Below are 15,001 nucleotides of genomic sequence, written 5' to 3'. Positions count from 1 at the left end.
CCCGGAGAAATGAGCAAGCCGAATGACGGAGCCCGCCGCATCCCCGCCCCTGGGCCGCGCCGCCGCGAAGCGGGAGACCTGGTCTGCGACGGATGCCATCGCCGAGTTGATACTCGCCGAGAGCCTGCGCCCGGGCGACCCGATCCCGACCGAGGCCGTGCTGTGCGAGCGGCTGGGGATCTCCCGCTCCTCGCTGCGCGAGGCGATCCGCACGCTCGCGAGCCTGGACATCGTCGAGGTCAGGCACGGGCACGGCACGTTCGTGGGCGGGTTGTCGCTCTCCCCGCTCGTGCGGGGCCTGATCTTCCGCGCCCGCTCCGATGCCGCCGACGACCTGCGCACGCTGCGGGAGGTGCTCGAGGTGCGGATCGCGCTCGACCTGGCGATGGCCGACGCGCTCGCAGCCGAACACGCGGGCACGAGCGATGCGGTGTTGACCGATCTGGTCGAGTGCATGAGCGCCAAGGCGGACCGGGGCGAGCTGTTCGTGGACGAGGATCGCGCCTTCCATCACCGCCTGCTGGAGAAGGTCGACAACACCCTGATCACGGAGATGGTCACCGCGTTCTGGACCGTGCACACCGTGGTCCAGCCGTACCTCGGCGTCGCCCCCGGAGCGGACATCGTCGAGACGGCGCGTGCCCACGGCCGGATGCTCGAGGCGGTCGAGGCCGGGGACGCGGCCGCCTACCGCCGTGCGGTCCGCGCGCACTACGCCCCACTCGAGCGGGCCGTCGAGCGGGCCGTCGAGCAGACAGGCGTCTGAGCGGTGGGCGAGCGCGAGGCGGCCTGCTGGGAGCCGGCGCCGGGCCGGGTCGTCCTGGCCGAGCGTGGCGTGGGCGGCTATCGCCAGTACCGCATCCCGGCCCTGGCGGCCACCGCGACGACGACCCTGTGCGCGTTCGACGGCCGGCACGACTTCGACGACCTGCCCGCCCCGATCGACCTGCTGCTGCGGCGCTCGTCGGACTCCGGAGCCACCTGGGAGGAGCCCAAGGTCGTGCGCCGGGGCACGGGCCACGAGGGCTTCGGGGACCCCTCGCTCCTCGCCGATCCCGCCACCGGGCGGGTGTTCCTGTTCCACTCGGCCACCGAGCGGGCGGGGTTCTTCGAATCCGGCGACGGTGAGGATCCCGCCGATCCGATGCTCCAGCACGCCGACGTGTCGGTCTCCGAGGACGAGGGGCGCACGTGGCGCCACGAACGATTGACGGCGCCGCTGCGCCGCAGCGGTAATGCCGTCCTCGACGGCGAACGGATCGCCGGCATGTTCGCCGCGGCGGGGGCCGGCTGCGCGATCACCGCCGGCCCCCATGCGGGCCGGCTCGTGCAGGTCTACGTCCTGCGGATCGGGGGCCGCATCGACGTCGCCTGCGCCGTCAGCGACGACCACGGCGGCAGCTGGCGCCTCGGCCGGCCCATCGGCCACGGGCGGGAGGCGGCTCCCGTCGAGCTGAACGAGTCGAGCGTGTGCATGCTCGCCGACGGGTCGCTCCTGCTCCACTCGCGGGGCCCCGGCCACCGGCTCGAGACCCGTTCGAGGGATGGCGGTGAGACGTTCGGCCCGGTCACCGCGGCCCGCGACCTGCCCGATTCCGGCACGAACGGCTCCGTGCTCGCCCCGGCGGCCGGTCCGGAACTGTACGCGAGCCACACGGCCGGCCCCGATCTGCGTCGCGGCGCGCAGATCAGCCGCTCCGACGACCGGGGCCACACCTGGAGCGCCGTCCGGGTGCTCGAACCCGGCTCGGCGGGCTACACCCGCCTGGCCGAGCTCCCCGACGGCCGCATCGGCGTCGTGTACGAGGCGGACGGGTACCAGGAGATCCGGTTCGAGGCCTACGCGCGGGAGGAGCTCCTCGATCCGCGGCGCACCCCGCGCGGGGCTCCCGTCCCGGCCGGGGCGACCGGCTGGGCGCGCGCGAACGCGGGCGGCGTCGTGGTCGACCTCGTGCTGCGCAGCATCCTGCCGGCCCGTCCGGCGAGCCCGCACGAGTGGTCCGGCACGGAGCCGGTGCACGTGATCGACCTGTCGGAGTTCGCGGGGATCGGGGCGGCGGTGTTCAAGGAGATCGGCCGCGCGCCGGGCGCGGGCGACCTCCAGGTGCTGCGCACCCGCGCGGCCCTCGACCGCAATCTGGGACCGGCGCGGCCCGGGATCGGCGCCGGTGATCTCGTGCTCGTGCACGGGCGCGCGTGGAACGGGACCGGGCGCCCGCTGCGGGTGACCTGGGACGGGCGCAGCCGCGACCTCGAGCCCGGCGAGTGCTGGGTGCGCCGCGACCTGTCCCACCGGGTCGGGACCGGGGACCTGAGCGCGGGCCGGGTCCGGTTCGCGACCGAGATCGCCACGCCCGCGGCCCGCGCGAGGCCGGTCCTCGAGGTGCCCGCGCGCGCCGCCGGCCGGTGAGGCGGCACCGATCACCCGCCGATCACGCCGATCACCCGCCGATCGCCGCCGGTCCTGCCGGGACCGCCGCGCGCGCGGCCCAGCGCCCCGCGATCGGGCCGGTGACCAGGAGCAGCAGCCAGAACAGCTGTCCCGGCGTCGAGGTGTCCCACGCCTCGACCGCGAGGTAGGTCACCGGCACCGAGAGCACGAACACCGCTGGACGGGTGAGGGCGCTCAGCAGCTGGGCCCGGCGTCCCCGGCGCGAGAGCGTGGACCGGACCATCCCGCGGCGCAGCGCGATCTGGTACATCGCGATGCTCGCCAGGATCGCCCCAGCGACGTTCAGGGCGTAGAGAGCGGTGGGCAGCGGCAGGTGCCGCAGGGCCGGATCGCCGATCGCCTCGGTCGTGAACGGGATGAAGACGACGAAGAGCATGACGGCTATATTCGACCAGATCGTCACCCCGTCGATCCGGTCGAAGCGCTCGAGGAGATGATGGTTCTGACGCCAGAACACCGCGATCACCACGAAGCTGACCGCGAACGAGGCCAGTTGGCTCGCGTTGGTCCCCAGCAGGGAGCCGACGCTCTGCCAGGTCGCCTCCCCGGAGACGTCGATCGTCGTGACGAGCAGGGTGAGGGCGAACCCGTAGACGGCGTCGAAGAACCCGAGCGCGCGGTCGTAGCTCGAGGATCCCTTGTCGTAGCTTTCGGCCATGGCTCATTGGAGCACAGGAGCGTCCGTCACGGGCGCGAGCGCCCGGCCGGCTCCGCGGGTCCCCGCCGCGGTACACGATGTCAGGCCGGTGCCGATATCCTGGTGGCCGGATACCAGGGAGGAGTCGAGGCGTGACGATGAAGCCGGCCCGATCTCGCAACGAGGACGTCGTCGAGGCGATCAAGCAGTACATCATCGACGAACGGCTGCAGCCGGGTGACCCGCTGCCCACCGAGAACCAGCTGATCGAGGCGATCGGCGCCTCCCGAACGAGCGTGCGGGAGGCGATGAAGCGCCTCTCCGCGCTCGACATCGTGGACATCCGCCACGGGTACGGCACGTACGTCGGCCGGATCTCGATGCGCGCGCTCGTCGAGGCCCTCGCCTTCCGCGGGCAGCTCTCCCGCGGCACGGACGGCCGGATGCTCGAGGATCTGGTGGACATCCGGATGCTGCTCGAGCAGGGGCTGAGCCGGCCGATGATCGACTCCCTCGGCACGATCGACCTCGCCTACCTGCGCGAACTCGCGGTGCGGATGCGCCGGCTCGCGATGGAGGGCAAGCCGTACGTGGAGGAGGACCGGGCGTTTCACATGCGCCTCATGAAGGCGATCGGAAACGAGCTCATGGTGCAGCTGACCGAGGCCTTCTGGCTCGTGCAGGCCCGCATCGCCCCCTCCCTGCCGGTGACCCCGCAGGACTGGACGGCGACCGCCGAGGCGCACGGCCGGATCGTCGACGCGCTCGAGGCCAAGGACGCCGTTGCACTGCGGGCGGCCCTCGCGGTCCACTACGAGCCCGTGCGCAACGTTCTTCACCAACTCGCCCGGGACGGCCAGTTCACCCCGGTCGAGGCGGACGAGGCGACGCCGGACCGGGCGCGGGCCTAGCCGCGGGCACACCCGATGAGCGATCACGACGCCCGGCCCGACCGGATCGACCCCGCCGGGCTGGCGGGCCTCGCCGCCGACCTGGCCGGATTCACGGTCGACGCCGTCACGGACCTGCTCGACGAACGATCGATCGCGGCCCTCGACCGCGAGAACGTGCTGCCCGCCCGCCTTCGGCTGCGCGAGCGGGACGAGCCCCTCGCGGTGCTCGTGCGGCTGCTGCTCCTCGGTGAGACTGTCGCGGAGGAGCACGTGCGCACCGCCCTGCCCTCCTCCTACGAGGCGGCCGCGGCCGCGGGGCTGCTCGTGGTCGAGCACGGCTCCGTGCGGGCCGCCGTGGACCTGCGCCCCACCCGCCTCGGCGAGGAGGACCTGCTGCTGGCCTCCGACCCGAGCGAGGCCGCGACGGGCCGGGGGGTGCGCCCCGACCACGTCCTCGGCCTCGGCGGCGCCTCCGCCACGCTCGCCCGGTTGACGATCCGCCGGCCGGTCTCCCGCGCCCTCGACCTCGGCACCGGCTCGGGCATCCAGGCCCTCGGCCTCAGCGCCCACGCCGACCGGGTCGTGGCCACCGATGTGAGCCGGCGGGCCCTCGACCTGGCGGCCTTCAACCGGGACCTCGACCGGGAGGTCCGCCGGGTGCGTTCCGAGCGGAGGGTCGAGCCGTCGGCCCAGGTGGCTCAGGTGGCTCGGGTCGCCGGGCCCGCGCAGATCGAGCTGCGGCACGGGTCCCTGTGGGAGCCGGTCGCGGGGGAGGTCTTCGACCTCATCGCCTCGAACCCGCCGTTCGTCATCAGCCCCCGGGGAGGCGCGCTCGCCACCTACACCTATCGCGACGGCGGCCGCAGCGGGGACGACCTGCTCGCGGGCCTCGTCGCGGACCTGCCGCGGATGCTCGCCCCCGGCGGGATCGCCCAACTCCTCGGGAACTGGGAGGTGCGTGCCGGTGAGCCCTGGCAGACGCGCGTCGAGGGGTGGGCGCGCGGCACGGGGCTCGACGCGTGGGTGATCCAGCGCGAACTGCTCGACCCGGCGCAGTACGTCGAGACCTGGCTGCGCGACGGCGGGCTCACCCCGGACCGCGACGGCGCGGCGTGGGACGAGGCGTACGAGCAGTGGCTCGCCGACCTCGACTCGCGGCAGGTCGCCGGCGTCGGATTCGGCTACCTCGTCTTCCGCAACCAGGGCGCGCGCCCGCCCTGGGTCCGCCTCGAGGAGATCACCGGAACGATCGCACCCGTCCTGGGCGAGACGATCGCGACGGTGCTCGACGTCGTCGACACGCTCGAGCGAACGGACGACGCCGCGCTGGCCGACTGGCATGTCCGCGTCGCCCCCGACGTGACCGAGGAGCGGCACTACCGGCCCGGGGAGGCGGACCCGCAGGTCATCGTGCTCCGCCAGGGTGGTGGATTCGCGCGCACGGTCCGCGCCGACACCGTGCTCGCCGCCGTCGTGGGCGCCTGCGACGGCGAGCTGAGCCTCGGCCGGATCGCCGCGGCCGTGGCGGCGCTGCTCGACGTCGATCCGGGCGCGCTCTGGGCACAGGTGGCCCGGCCGGTGCGCGGGCTCCTCACCGACGGGCTGCTCCTGGCCCCCTCCGACGCCGCCGGGGCGCTACCGTGACCGATGTGACCGATGTGACGAGCCCCACGCGCGGGTTTCCCACGCGCCTCGACTTCCTGGTGCGGCCGCTGCTGGCGACGGGCGTGCTCCTCCTCGGGCTCTGGGCCACCTGGTTCCTCTTCCTGCGCTCGGAGCTCGGGCAGGTCGTCGACGATCTGACCCTCACCGGCAGGGGAGAGCCCGGACTGCCGGATGCTCTGACGCGCCCGGTCCTGGGCGTCGTCTCCGCCCCGTACATCATCGCGGCCGGCGTGGTGATCGTGGGGATCGCGCTGCTGCAGCGCCGCTACGCGCTCGCGGTCGCGGCCGCCGCGCTCTATATCGGCTCGAACGTGACGACCCAGCTCATCAAGGGCCTGCTCGACCGGCCCGACTACGGGGCGGTGTTGGCCTACGGGAACTCCTGGCCGTCCGGTCACACGACGGTCGCCGCCGCCATCGCGGTGTGCGTGCTCCTCGTGGTGCCCGCCCGCGGCCGCGGGCCCGTGGCCCTCGTGGGCACCCTGTACATGGTGCTCACCGGATGGGGCACGGTCGTGGCGGGCTGGCACCGCCCGGCCGACGTCATCGGGGCGTTCATGGTCGCCGGGGCCTGGTACGGGATCGTCGAGTCGATCCGGCGCTGCGTGCCCTCCCAGTACGTCGTGACCGACCCGGTCCGCACCGCCGCCCGCGGCTCGGCCCGCTCCCTCGATGTGATTGCGGGCATTGCGGCGGCGCTCGGTGTGGGTATCCTGGCCGCGACGGCGCTCAGTCTGCCTGGGACGGGCGACGTCAGCCCCGGATCCGGACTGGCCCAATGGGCCTATATCGGCTCCTGCTGCGGGATCGTCGCCGTGGCGGCAGGGGTCCAGCGACTGCTGTTGGCAGTCGGCCCACACCGCTGAGCGGACTCGGGCCCCAGGCCGGTGTCGTAGTCTCGTCACCGGATTCGATACGCGCGCCGGCGACGAGGTCGTCCGACGCGGTGGAAGGAAGGTCATCGCCCGTGAGCTCACGCAAGCTCGTCATCGTGGAGTCCCCCGCGAAAGCCCGGACCATCGCCGGATACCTCGGTGAGCAGTTCGACGTGGAGGCCTCCGTCGGGCACATCCGTGACCTGCCGCAGCCATCCGAGCTCCCCGCGGAGATGAAGAAGGGCCCGTACAAGAAGTTCGCGATCGACGTCGAGGACGGCTTCACCCCGTACTACGTGGTGGACCCGGACAAGAAGAAGAAGGTCTCCGAACTCAGGAAGCTCCTCAAGGGCGCCGACGAGCTCTACCTCGCCACGGATGAGGACCGCGAGGGGGAGGCGATCGCCTGGCACCTGCTGCAGGTGCTCGAACCGACGATCCCGGTCAAGCGGATGGTCTTCCACGAGATCACCCGGGAGGCGATCGAGCGGGCGCTCGAGAACACCCGTGAGCTGGACGACCGCCTCGTCGACGCCCAGGAGACCCGCCGCATCCTCGACCGCCTCTACGGCTACGAGGTCTCCCCCGTGCTGTGGCGCAAGGTCCGTCAGGGCCTGTCCGCCGGCCGGGTGCAATCCGTGGCGACCCGGCTCGTGGTCGCCCGGGAACGCGAGCGGATGGCCTTCGTGGCCGCCGGCTACTGGGACCTGACCGGCACGTTCGCCGCAGCCGATCAGGCCTTCAAGGCCAAGCTCGCCGCCGTCGACGGCACCCGGATCGCCACCGGTCGCGACTTCTCCGACGCGGGCGAGCTCAAGTCCGCGGGCGTGATCGCCCTCGACCGCGCCGGCGCCGAGAGCCTGGCCGCCGGCCTCGCCGAGGCGAGCTTCGCCGTCCGCAGCGTCGAGACCAAGCCGTACACGCGCCGTCCGGCCGCCCCGTTCACGACCTCCACCCTGCAACAGGAGGCCTCCCGGAAGCTGCGCATGAGCGCGAACCAGACGATGCGCACCGCGCAGACCCTGTACGAGAACGGCTTCATCACCTACATGCGTACCGACTCCGCGTCGCTGTCGGGGCAGGCGGTCGCCGCCGCCCGCGCCCAGGCGACCGAGTTGTACGGCGCCGATTTCATCCCCGCGAAGCCGCGCACCTACGGCAAGGCGGCCAAGGGCGCCCAGGAGGCGCACGAGGCCATCCGCCCCGCCGGGGACACGTTCCGCACCCCCGGCCAGGTGGCCCGGGAGCTGAGCGGCGAGGCGTTCCGGCTGTACGAGCTCATCTGGAAGCGCACCGTCGCCTCGCAGATGGCCGACGCGAAGGGCTCGACCGCCACGATCCGGCTCGGCGCGGCCGCCGCCGACGGCCGGGACGCCGAGTTCTCCGCCGCCGGGACCGTGATCACGTTCCGCGGGTTCCTCGCCGCCTACGAGGAGGGCCGCGACGCCGACCGCTACGACGCGGGCGCGAACGAGTCCCGGCTGCCGCAGGTCGCCACGGGCGACGCGCTCGAGGCGGGCGAGATCGCGGCCGACGGCCACGAGACCACGCCGCCTCCCCGCTACACCGAGGCCTCGCTGGTCAAGGCGCTCGAGGAGCGGGGGATCGGCCGCCCGTCGACGTATGCCGCGACGATCTCGGTCATCACCTCCCGCGGCTACGTGGACCGTCGCGGTCAGGCACTCATCCCCAGCTGGCTCGCGTTCGCCGTGGTGCGCCTGCTCGAGGAGAACTACGGCGACCTCGTCGACTACGACTTCACGGCGCAGATGGAGAACGACCTCGACTCGATCGCGCGCGGTGAGGCCGACCGGGTGGAATGGCTCACCGGCTTCTACTACGGCGGCCCCGGGCACCCCGGCCTCAAGCCGCTCGTGGAGAGCACCGGCGACATCGATGCCCGGGCCGTGAACACGATCGACCTGGGCCAGGGGGTCGCGCTGCGTGTTGGCCGCTACGGGCCCTACGTCGAGGTCGCCGGCGCCGAGGGGGAGGATCCCAAGCGAGCCTCCGTCCCGACCGACATCGCCCCCGACGAGCTCACCGCCGCCAAGGCGCTCGAATTGATCGAGACCCAGGCGGACGGCGACCGCGAGCTCGGCGCCGATCCGGAGACCGGGCACCAGATCGTCGCCCGCACCGGGCGATTCGGCCCGTACGTGACCGAGGTCCTGCCCGAGACCGACGCGAAGAAGAAGCCGAAGCCGCGCACCGCCTCCCTCTTCAAGGACATGGAGGTCGCCGCGATCGACCTCGAGACGGCGCTGCGGCTCCTCTCCCTCCCGCGGACCGTCGGCACGGTCACCGAGGGCGAGGGGGAGGAGGCGGCCGAGGTCGCCATCACCGCCCAGAACGGCCGCTACGGTCCCTACCTGAAGAAGGGCACCGACTCCCGGTCCCTCGAGTCCGAGCAGCAGCTCTTCGACATCACCCTCGAGCAGGCGCTCGCGATCTTCGCCCAGCCGAAGCAGCGGCGGGGCGCGGCCGCGGCCAAGGCGCTCGCCGAGTTCGGGCCCGACCCCGTCTCGGGCAAGCCGGTGCTGGTCAAGGACGGCCGATTCGGCCCGTACGTGACCGACGGCACCACGAACGCCACCCTGCGCAAGGCCGACCCGTTCGAGACCCTCACGGCCGAGCGGGCCTTCGAGCTCATCGCGGAGAAGCGGGCGGCCGGGCCCGCGAAGAAGCCGGCCAAGAAGCCGGCCGCGAAGAAGCCCGCGGCCAAGAAGCCCGCGGCCAAGAAACCGGCGGCCAAGAAGAAGTAGCCGGGGCCCCGGGCTCATCCCCGGGCTCAGCGACCGGGCTCATTCCCCGGGGAAGGTCACCCCGAGCTGGCCGCGGATCGTGTCCATCGTGCTCATGACGTCGAGCGTGCCCTGCCAGGACATGAGTTCCGATGCGGTCTCGCCCGCGGCCACCGCCCGGGCCACCGCGGCCGCCTCGAACTGGAACCCGCCCTCGGCGCCCGGGTCGATCACCCGCTCCTCGCCGTCGGCGCCGGTGACCTCGAGGCGTGCCGACGGATGGTAGAAGGTGTCGGTCACCCGGATCGTGCCCGCGGTGCCGGCGATCTCGGCCACGTTGCGGGTGCGCGCGAGCATCGTGGTCGAGAGCGTGGCCACGGCGTTCGGGTAGGTGAGCACGACGCCGACGTTGGCATCGACCCCCGCGTCGGTGAGAATCCCGGCCGACGTGATCTCCTCCGGCGGGCCGAGCAGATCGTGGGTGAACGAGATCGGGTACACGCCCAGGTCGAGCAGCGCGCCGCCGGCGAGATCGGGGCGGGCCATCCGCGGCACCTGGGCGATCGGCTGGCCGTGCGCGGCGTAGACGTGGGTGATCTCGCCGATGGCGCCCGCGGCCACGAGGTCGCGCAGCGCCCGCACGTGCGGCAGGAACCGCGTCCACATCGCCTCCATCGCGAAGACCCCCGCGAGTCGGGCGGCCGTGAACACCTCCTCGGCCTCGGCCCGGTTCCGGGCGAATGCCTTCTCCACGAGCACGTGCCTGCCCGCCTCGATCGCGAGGAGGGCGTGCTCGCGGTGATGGGAGTGCGGCGAGCACACGTACACCGCCTCGACCCGCGGATCGGCGACGAGCTCCGCGTAGCTGCCGTACGCCGTCCCGGCGTTGAACTCCGAGGCGAACGCCTCGGCGCGTTCCAGTGACCGCGAGCCGACGGCGACGACCCGTGAGCTCGTGTACCGGTGCAGCTCCCGGGCGAACTTGCGGGCGATCCCGCCCGGGGCGAGGATGCCCCACCGCAGCGGCGGGGCGAGGGCGGGGTCGGGGCCGAGCGCGGGTGCGGCGGACATGGTCACTCCAGATCGACGTCGGGGCGGGAGAGGTTGGTGGAACGGTACTGCACGGAACCGGCCGCTGCCGAGGACTGTCGGCGTGCCCGGATACAGTGAGCGCTGTGTTCATCTCCTTCGAGGGCGGCGACGGCGCGGGCAAGACCACCCAGGTGGGCCTGCTCGCCGAGTGGCTGACCGAGCGCGGCCACGATCCGCTCATCACGCGCGAACCGGGCGGCACCGAGCTGGGCCGCTCCCTGCGCGATCTCATCCTGCACGGCGGCGACATGGATCCGCGCACCGAGGCGCTGCTGTACGCGGCCGACCGGGCCCATCACGTCGACTCGCTCGTCCGCCCCGCGCTCGCAGCCGGGCGGGTCGTGCTCACCGACCGCTACCTCGACTCCTCAGTCGCCTACCAGGGCGTGGGCCGGGGACTGGGGGCGGAACGCGTCGAGGATCTCAACCGCTGGGCGGTCGGCGGGCTCCTGCCCGATCTCACGCTCCTGCTCGATCTCGATCCCGCCCGCCTGCCCGATCGCCTCCAGCGCGCATTCGACCGGCTCGAACGCGCCGGGCAGGAATTCCACCGGGCCACGCGTGAGGCGTTCCTCGCGCGGGCGGCCGCGGCGCCGGAGCGCTTCGTGATCATGGACGCCGGAGCTCGCCCCGAGCAGCTCGCCGACCGCATCCGCGCGGTCGTCTCCGCTCGGCTGGCCCGTCCGGGAGCGCGGGCATGAGCTGGGAGGCGGTGGTCGGTCAGGAGGAGGCGGTCGCGGTCCTGGCCCAGGCGGCGGCGCACCGTGAGGCGATGACCCACGCCTGGCTGATCACCGGACCACCGGGCTCGGGCCGGTCGGTCGCGGCCCGGGCCTTCGCCGCGGCGCTGCAGTCCCAGGGCGACCCCGATTCGCACGCCGCCCGAACGGCGTTCGCCGGCACGCACGCGGACGTCCGGGTGCATCGGAGCGAGAAGCTCATCATCGCCAAGGAGGAGGCCACGGCCCTCGTCGACCTCGCCCAGCAGGCGCCGAGCACGGGTGCGTGGCGGATCCTCATCGTGGAGGATGCCGACCGGATCTCCGAGCGCACCTCGAACGTGCTGCTCAAGGCGGTCGAGGAGCCGCCCGAGCGCACCGTGTGGATCCTGTGCGCGCCGAGCCCGATCGACCTGCTGCCGACGATCCGCTCGCGCTGCCGGCAGGTGAACCTGCGGATTCCGCCCGCGCAGGCGGTCGCCGACCTGCTCGTTCGGCGCGACGGGGTCGAGCCCGAGCTCGCGCTCACCTGTGCCCTCGCGGCCCAGAGCCACATCGGGGTGGCCCGCCGGCTGGCCCTGCACGAGGACGCCCGCGCCTATCGGGAACAGGTGCTGCGCATCCCCGGGCGGATCCGGGGCGTCGGGGACGCCGTGCTCGAGGCCGGCGGACTCATCGACGCGGCGAAGGAACAGTCCAAGGCGGCCACGGACGATCGGGACGCGGCGGAGCGGGCGGCATTCCTGCAATCGAGCGGAATCGACGCCGACGGTCGGATCCCGCCGGGGCTGCGATCGCAGCTCAACCACCTGGAGGAGGAACAGAAGCGCCGGGCCCGCCGGTCGCTGCTCGACACCCTCGACCGGGCACTGGTCGACCTCCTCTCCCTGTACCGGGATGTGATCACGGTGCAGCTCGGCGCCGAGGTGGGGCTCATCAATGTGCGAGAGGAGTCACAGGTGCGCGAGCTCGCCGGCGACTCCACCGCCGAGCAGACCCTGCGCCGGATGCGCGCGATCACCCGCACCCGGGACCGATTCGCCGAATTCACGTCGATCGCGCCGCAACTGGCGCTCGAGTCGCTGTTCATCGCGCTGCGGCCGCAGGGCTGAGCGGGGCCCGGGATCGTCGTGCGGCCGCGGAGAGCCCGCCCGGTGGGCCGACCTAGGATGGGCACCGTGCGATCACAGACCACGGTGGGTACCGCCGTCCTCGCGGCCGTCTCCGCGCTCACGCTGGCCGCGTGCTCGACCACCGCGCCGATGGTTCAGGGGGGCGATGCGCCTGCCGCGGGCGGGCAGGGCGCGGGGGAGTTGAGCGAGTACTACGAACAGGCGGTGGACTGGCGCGACTGCGGGTCCCTCGAATGTGCCTCGGTCACCGTGCCGATCGACTACGCCACCCCGGACGGGGACACGCTGGACCTCGCACTCAACCGGCTGGTTCCCGCCGGGGGCGCGGACCGGTCGGTTCTCGTCAACCCCGGCGGGCCGGGCGGCTCTGGCCTCGAGCTGGTCGAATCGGCCCGCGGCTATTTCGGCACGGACCTCCTGGGCGGGGCCGCGATCGTCGGGTTCGACCCCCGGGGCGTCGGCGAGTCGAGCGGAATCCACTGCTACTCCGACGCCCGCCTGGACGAGTGGTACACGACGGAGTACGACCTCGAGACCGACGACGGCTGGGACGCCATGGTCGCGGCGCAGGAGGACTACGGGCAGGCCTGTCTGGAGAACAACCCCGAGCTGCTCGGGCACGTCGACACCGTGAGCGCCGCCCGCGACCTGGACATCATCCGGGCGGTCCTCGGGCACGAGAGCCTCGACTACCTCGGCTTCTCCTACGGCACCTTCCTCGGGGCGACCTACGCCGAGCTCTTCCCCGACCGGGTCGGCCGATTCGTGCTCGACGGGGCCATCGACCCCGCCCTGACATACGCCGAGATGACGATCGGTCAGGCGGCCGGGTTCGAGACGGCCTATCGTGCCTACCTGGCCGACTGCCTCGAGGGCGGTCAATGCCCGTTCAACGGTGACGTCGACCGGGCCTACCAGCGCACGATCGACCTGCTCGAGGAACTGGCCGACAGCCCGGCGGACACCGGGGATCCGAAACGCCCGGCGACCGACGCCGACCTCATCAGCGCGATCGTCGTCGCCCTCTACTCCACCCAGTCCTGGCCGCTGCTCAGCCAGGCCATCGGCGGGCTGCTCGACTCCGGCGACGGCGCCACGATCAAATGGCTCTCCGACTTCTCGCTCGAGCGCGACGAGGACGGGCACTACCCCGAGGACCAGGGCGCGTTCACCGCGATCAACTGCCTCGACTTCCCCGTCACGAGCGATCGGGAGGAGATCGAGACGGCGGCGGAGGCGGCGGTGGACGCCTCGGCCCTCTTCGGGCCCTACCTCGGCTACGGAGAACTGAGCTGCACCACCTGGCCGATCGAGGCGACCGGAACACGCGCCCCCATCGCCGCCGCGGGAACCCCGCCCATTGTCGTCATCGGCACGACCCGCGATCCGGCGACGCCGTACGCCTGGGCCGAGGCACTCGCCGAGGAACTCGAATCCGGGGTCTTCCTCGGCTACGACGGCGACGGGCACACCGCCTACGGCAACGGCTCGTGCATCGACCCCCTGGTCGAGGACTTCCTGCTCCATGGCACCGTGCCGGCCGACGGCACCGTGTGCTGAGTCACGAACCAGGCGGTGGCGGCGGCCGATTTTGCCGCCCGGGCTCCGATCCGGGTACAGTGGGCGCGGCCCAACCGGCCACGCCGCCTTAGCTCAGTCGGCAGAGCGATTCACTCGTAATGAATAGGTCCGGGGTTCGATTCCCCGAGGCGGCTCCACAGCACACGACCCCCGGTCCACCTGGACCGGGGGTCGTGTTGCATCCGGGGCTGGATCCGGGCAGGCATCCGGTGCGCTCGCGCCACGATGCGCAGGCTCGCCGGAATGCACACAGTCTCGAAGAAGGCGACGCCGGCCGGCGATCGGCGCGCCGGCGACCCGCGCGCGCACCCGCCGAACCCTCCGACGGCCGTCGACGCGACCATGCACCCGTGCGGTCACCACGGCCACCCCACCGCCGCGGCCACCCCACCGCCGCGGCCACCCCGACACCGCGGCCACCCCGACACCGCGGCCACCCCGACACCGCGGCCACCCCGACACCGCGGCCACCTCGGGTGGCCATCCAGGGCGGGCTCGAGCTCGGCCGGTACAGGGGTGGTGGGGCCGGCGGTGCGGCGGGAGTCGGCTCTGCTCGCAGCGCCTCGAGCAATCCCGCAGACCCGCCGCGCGGCCCCGGCGGTCCGGAGCCGCGGGCCCGGGCCGACGCGCCTCACAGCCCCGGCCGCCGCGAACCGATGCACCCCGACAACTCGTCCGGCCTGTGTCGTCGTCGGAACGAGGCGCGGCGGGCGGTAAGCGATGGGGACGCGTACCTGAACAACGTCAAGGGTGACCGATCCCGATCGGGTGCTCGCTGGTGCCGACCTGCGCGCGGGCGGGGTTGTGCCCGTGCGCGGGGGGCCGGCGGGGTTGTGTTGTGGTGACGACCGGGGGCTGTTGAGTCCCTCCACTCTGCGTCCGTGAGCCCCTGCGCCTGGGAGCCCTTGCGCCGGGGAGCCCCTGGGTCCGTCAGTGCCTGAGTGGTTCGGCTGTTGACGCTTGGATTCGCTTGGATTCGGGTGGATTCGTCTGTGTGGCCGGGCCTGGTGGGTGGTTGTGAGTACGGTCACGAATCGGTCCGGGCGCCCCGGATTTCGGCTCGGCGTGGCCGGAGTTCGGGGCGTTTGTGCTGGTCAGGGCGTTGTGGGGGTGGGTGTGTGGGGGTGGGGGTGGGATTTGACGTGGGGGGTGGGGGTGCGTAATGTTCTATCTCGTCGCCCCGAGCGGGAGGAACGGCCGCTGAGTGTGG

General features: G+C 72.8%; 11 protein-coding genes and 1 tRNA gene. 10 read left to right on the top strand and 2 right to left on the bottom strand.

Translation table 11 applies throughout. The features are described 5' to 3' along the window. Positions 1 to 22 precede the first annotated feature (22 nt). Both GCG21_RS02710 and GCG21_RS02705 read left to right on the top strand, forming a co-directional pair. The gene (locus GCG21_RS02710; protein WP_152817751.1) at positions 23 to 766 is read left to right on the top strand and encodes a FadR/GntR family transcriptional regulator; all 744 of its coding nucleotides are present in this window, start codon (positions 23 to 25) and stop codon (positions 764 to 766) included. Positions 767 to 769: 3 nt separating this feature from the next. After that, entirely contained in the window at positions 770 to 2,410 is a 1,641-nt protein-coding gene (locus GCG21_RS02705) for a sialidase family protein (protein ID WP_152817750.1), read from the top strand. Positions 2,411 to 2,441: 31 nt separating this feature from the next. Here the strand turns inward: GCG21_RS02705 and GCG21_RS02700 are convergent, their stop codons facing one another. Next, positions 2,442 to 3,110 carry a TMEM175 family protein gene (locus tag GCG21_RS02700; RefSeq protein ID WP_152817749.1) on the bottom strand — a complete coding sequence of 223 codons (669 nt, stop codon included), beginning with the start codon at positions 3,108 to 3,110 and terminating at the stop codon, positions 2,442 to 2,444. Between the two features lie 137 nt (positions 3,111 to 3,247). Between GCG21_RS02700 and GCG21_RS02695 the strand changes: the two genes are divergently transcribed. From GCG21_RS02695 to topA, 4 genes are all read left to right on the top strand, one after another. After that, the gene (locus tag GCG21_RS02695) at positions 3,248 to 4,000 is read left to right on the top strand and encodes a FadR/GntR family transcriptional regulator (RefSeq protein WP_152817992.1); all 753 of its coding nucleotides are present in this window, start codon (positions 3,248 to 3,250) and stop codon (positions 3,998 to 4,000) included. 15 nt (positions 4,001 to 4,015) lie between these two features. Then, a complete protein-coding gene (locus GCG21_RS16080) occupies positions 4,016 to 5,626 on the top strand; it encodes an SAM-dependent methyltransferase (protein WP_194164899.1) in 1,611 nt (536 codons plus the stop codon). A gap of 5 nt (positions 5,627 to 5,631) precedes the next feature. Next, a complete protein-coding gene (locus tag GCG21_RS17170; RefSeq protein WP_194164898.1) occupies positions 5,632 to 6,513 on the top strand; it encodes a phosphatase PAP2 family protein in 882 nt (293 codons plus the stop codon). 101 nt (positions 6,514 to 6,614) lie between these two features. Next, the gene (topA, locus tag GCG21_RS02685) at positions 6,615 to 9,287 is read left to right on the top strand and encodes a type I DNA topoisomerase (RefSeq protein WP_228760062.1); all 2,673 of its coding nucleotides are present in this window, start codon (positions 6,615 to 6,617) and stop codon (positions 9,285 to 9,287) included. 39 nt (positions 9,288 to 9,326) lie between these two features. Here topA and GCG21_RS02680 read toward each other — a convergent pair whose 3' ends face one another. Continuing rightward, a complete protein-coding gene (locus GCG21_RS02680) occupies positions 9,327 to 10,337 on the bottom strand; it encodes a Gfo/Idh/MocA family protein (RefSeq protein ID WP_152817746.1) in 1,011 nt (336 codons plus the stop codon). 104 nt (positions 10,338 to 10,441) lie between these two features. On the opposite strand from GCG21_RS02680, the gene tmk reads away from it, so the two are divergent. From tmk to GCG21_RS02660, 4 genes are all read left to right on the top strand, one after another. Continuing rightward, positions 10,442 to 11,059 (top strand): dTMP kinase, encoded by a 618-nt coding sequence (gene tmk, locus GCG21_RS02675; protein WP_153877168.1) that lies wholly within the window; start codon positions 10,442 to 10,444, stop codon positions 11,057 to 11,059. Beyond that, the gene (locus GCG21_RS02670; protein WP_152817745.1) at positions 11,056 to 12,189 is read left to right on the top strand and encodes a DNA polymerase III subunit delta'; all 1,134 of its coding nucleotides are present in this window, start codon (positions 11,056 to 11,058) and stop codon (positions 12,187 to 12,189) included. The genes tmk and GCG21_RS02670 overlap by 4 nt, the downstream gene beginning before the upstream one ends. Before the next feature lie 66 nt (positions 12,190 to 12,255). Next, positions 12,256 to 13,770 (top strand): alpha/beta hydrolase, encoded by a 1,515-nt coding sequence (locus tag GCG21_RS02665; protein ID WP_194164897.1) that lies wholly within the window; start codon positions 12,256 to 12,258, stop codon positions 13,768 to 13,770. Positions 13,771 to 13,852: 82 nt separating this feature from the next. Further along, positions 13,853 to 13,928, top strand: a tRNA-Thr gene (locus GCG21_RS02660). Positions 13,929 to 15,001: the final 1,073 nt, after the last annotated feature.

This window comes from Pseudactinotalea sp. HY160 (assembly GCF_009372055.1).
Classification (GTDB): Bacteria; Actinomycetota; Actinomycetes; order Actinomycetales; family Beutenbergiaceae; genus HY158.
The sequence above is the reverse complement of the archived record's forward strand: the minus strand, read 5'-3'. Positions and strand labels throughout refer to the sequence as shown.

Bases quoted from the DNA above. Each gene is read 5' to 3' on its own strand.
- GCG21_RS02700 (WP_152817749.1), bottom strand. From the start codon at position 3,110: ATGGCCGAAAGCTACGACAAGGGATCCTCGAGCTACGACCGCGCGCTC.
- GCG21_RS02680 (WP_152817746.1), bottom strand. From the start codon at position 10,337: ATGTCCGCCGCACCCGCGCTCGGCCCCGACCCCGCCCTCGCCCCGCCG.
- GCG21_RS16080 (WP_194164899.1), top strand. From the start codon at position 4,016: ATGAGCGATCACGACGCCCGGCCCGACCGGATCGACCCCGCCGGGCTG.
- GCG21_RS02710 (WP_152817751.1), top strand. From the start codon at position 23: ATGACGGAGCCCGCCGCATCCCCGCCCCTGGGCCGCGCCGCCGCGAAG.
- GCG21_RS02695 (WP_152817992.1), top strand. From the start codon at position 3,248: ATGAAGCCGGCCCGATCTCGCAACGAGGACGTCGTCGAGGCGATCAAG.
- GCG21_RS02670 (WP_152817745.1), top strand. From the start codon at position 11,056: ATGAGCTGGGAGGCGGTGGTCGGTCAGGAGGAGGCGGTCGCGGTCCTG.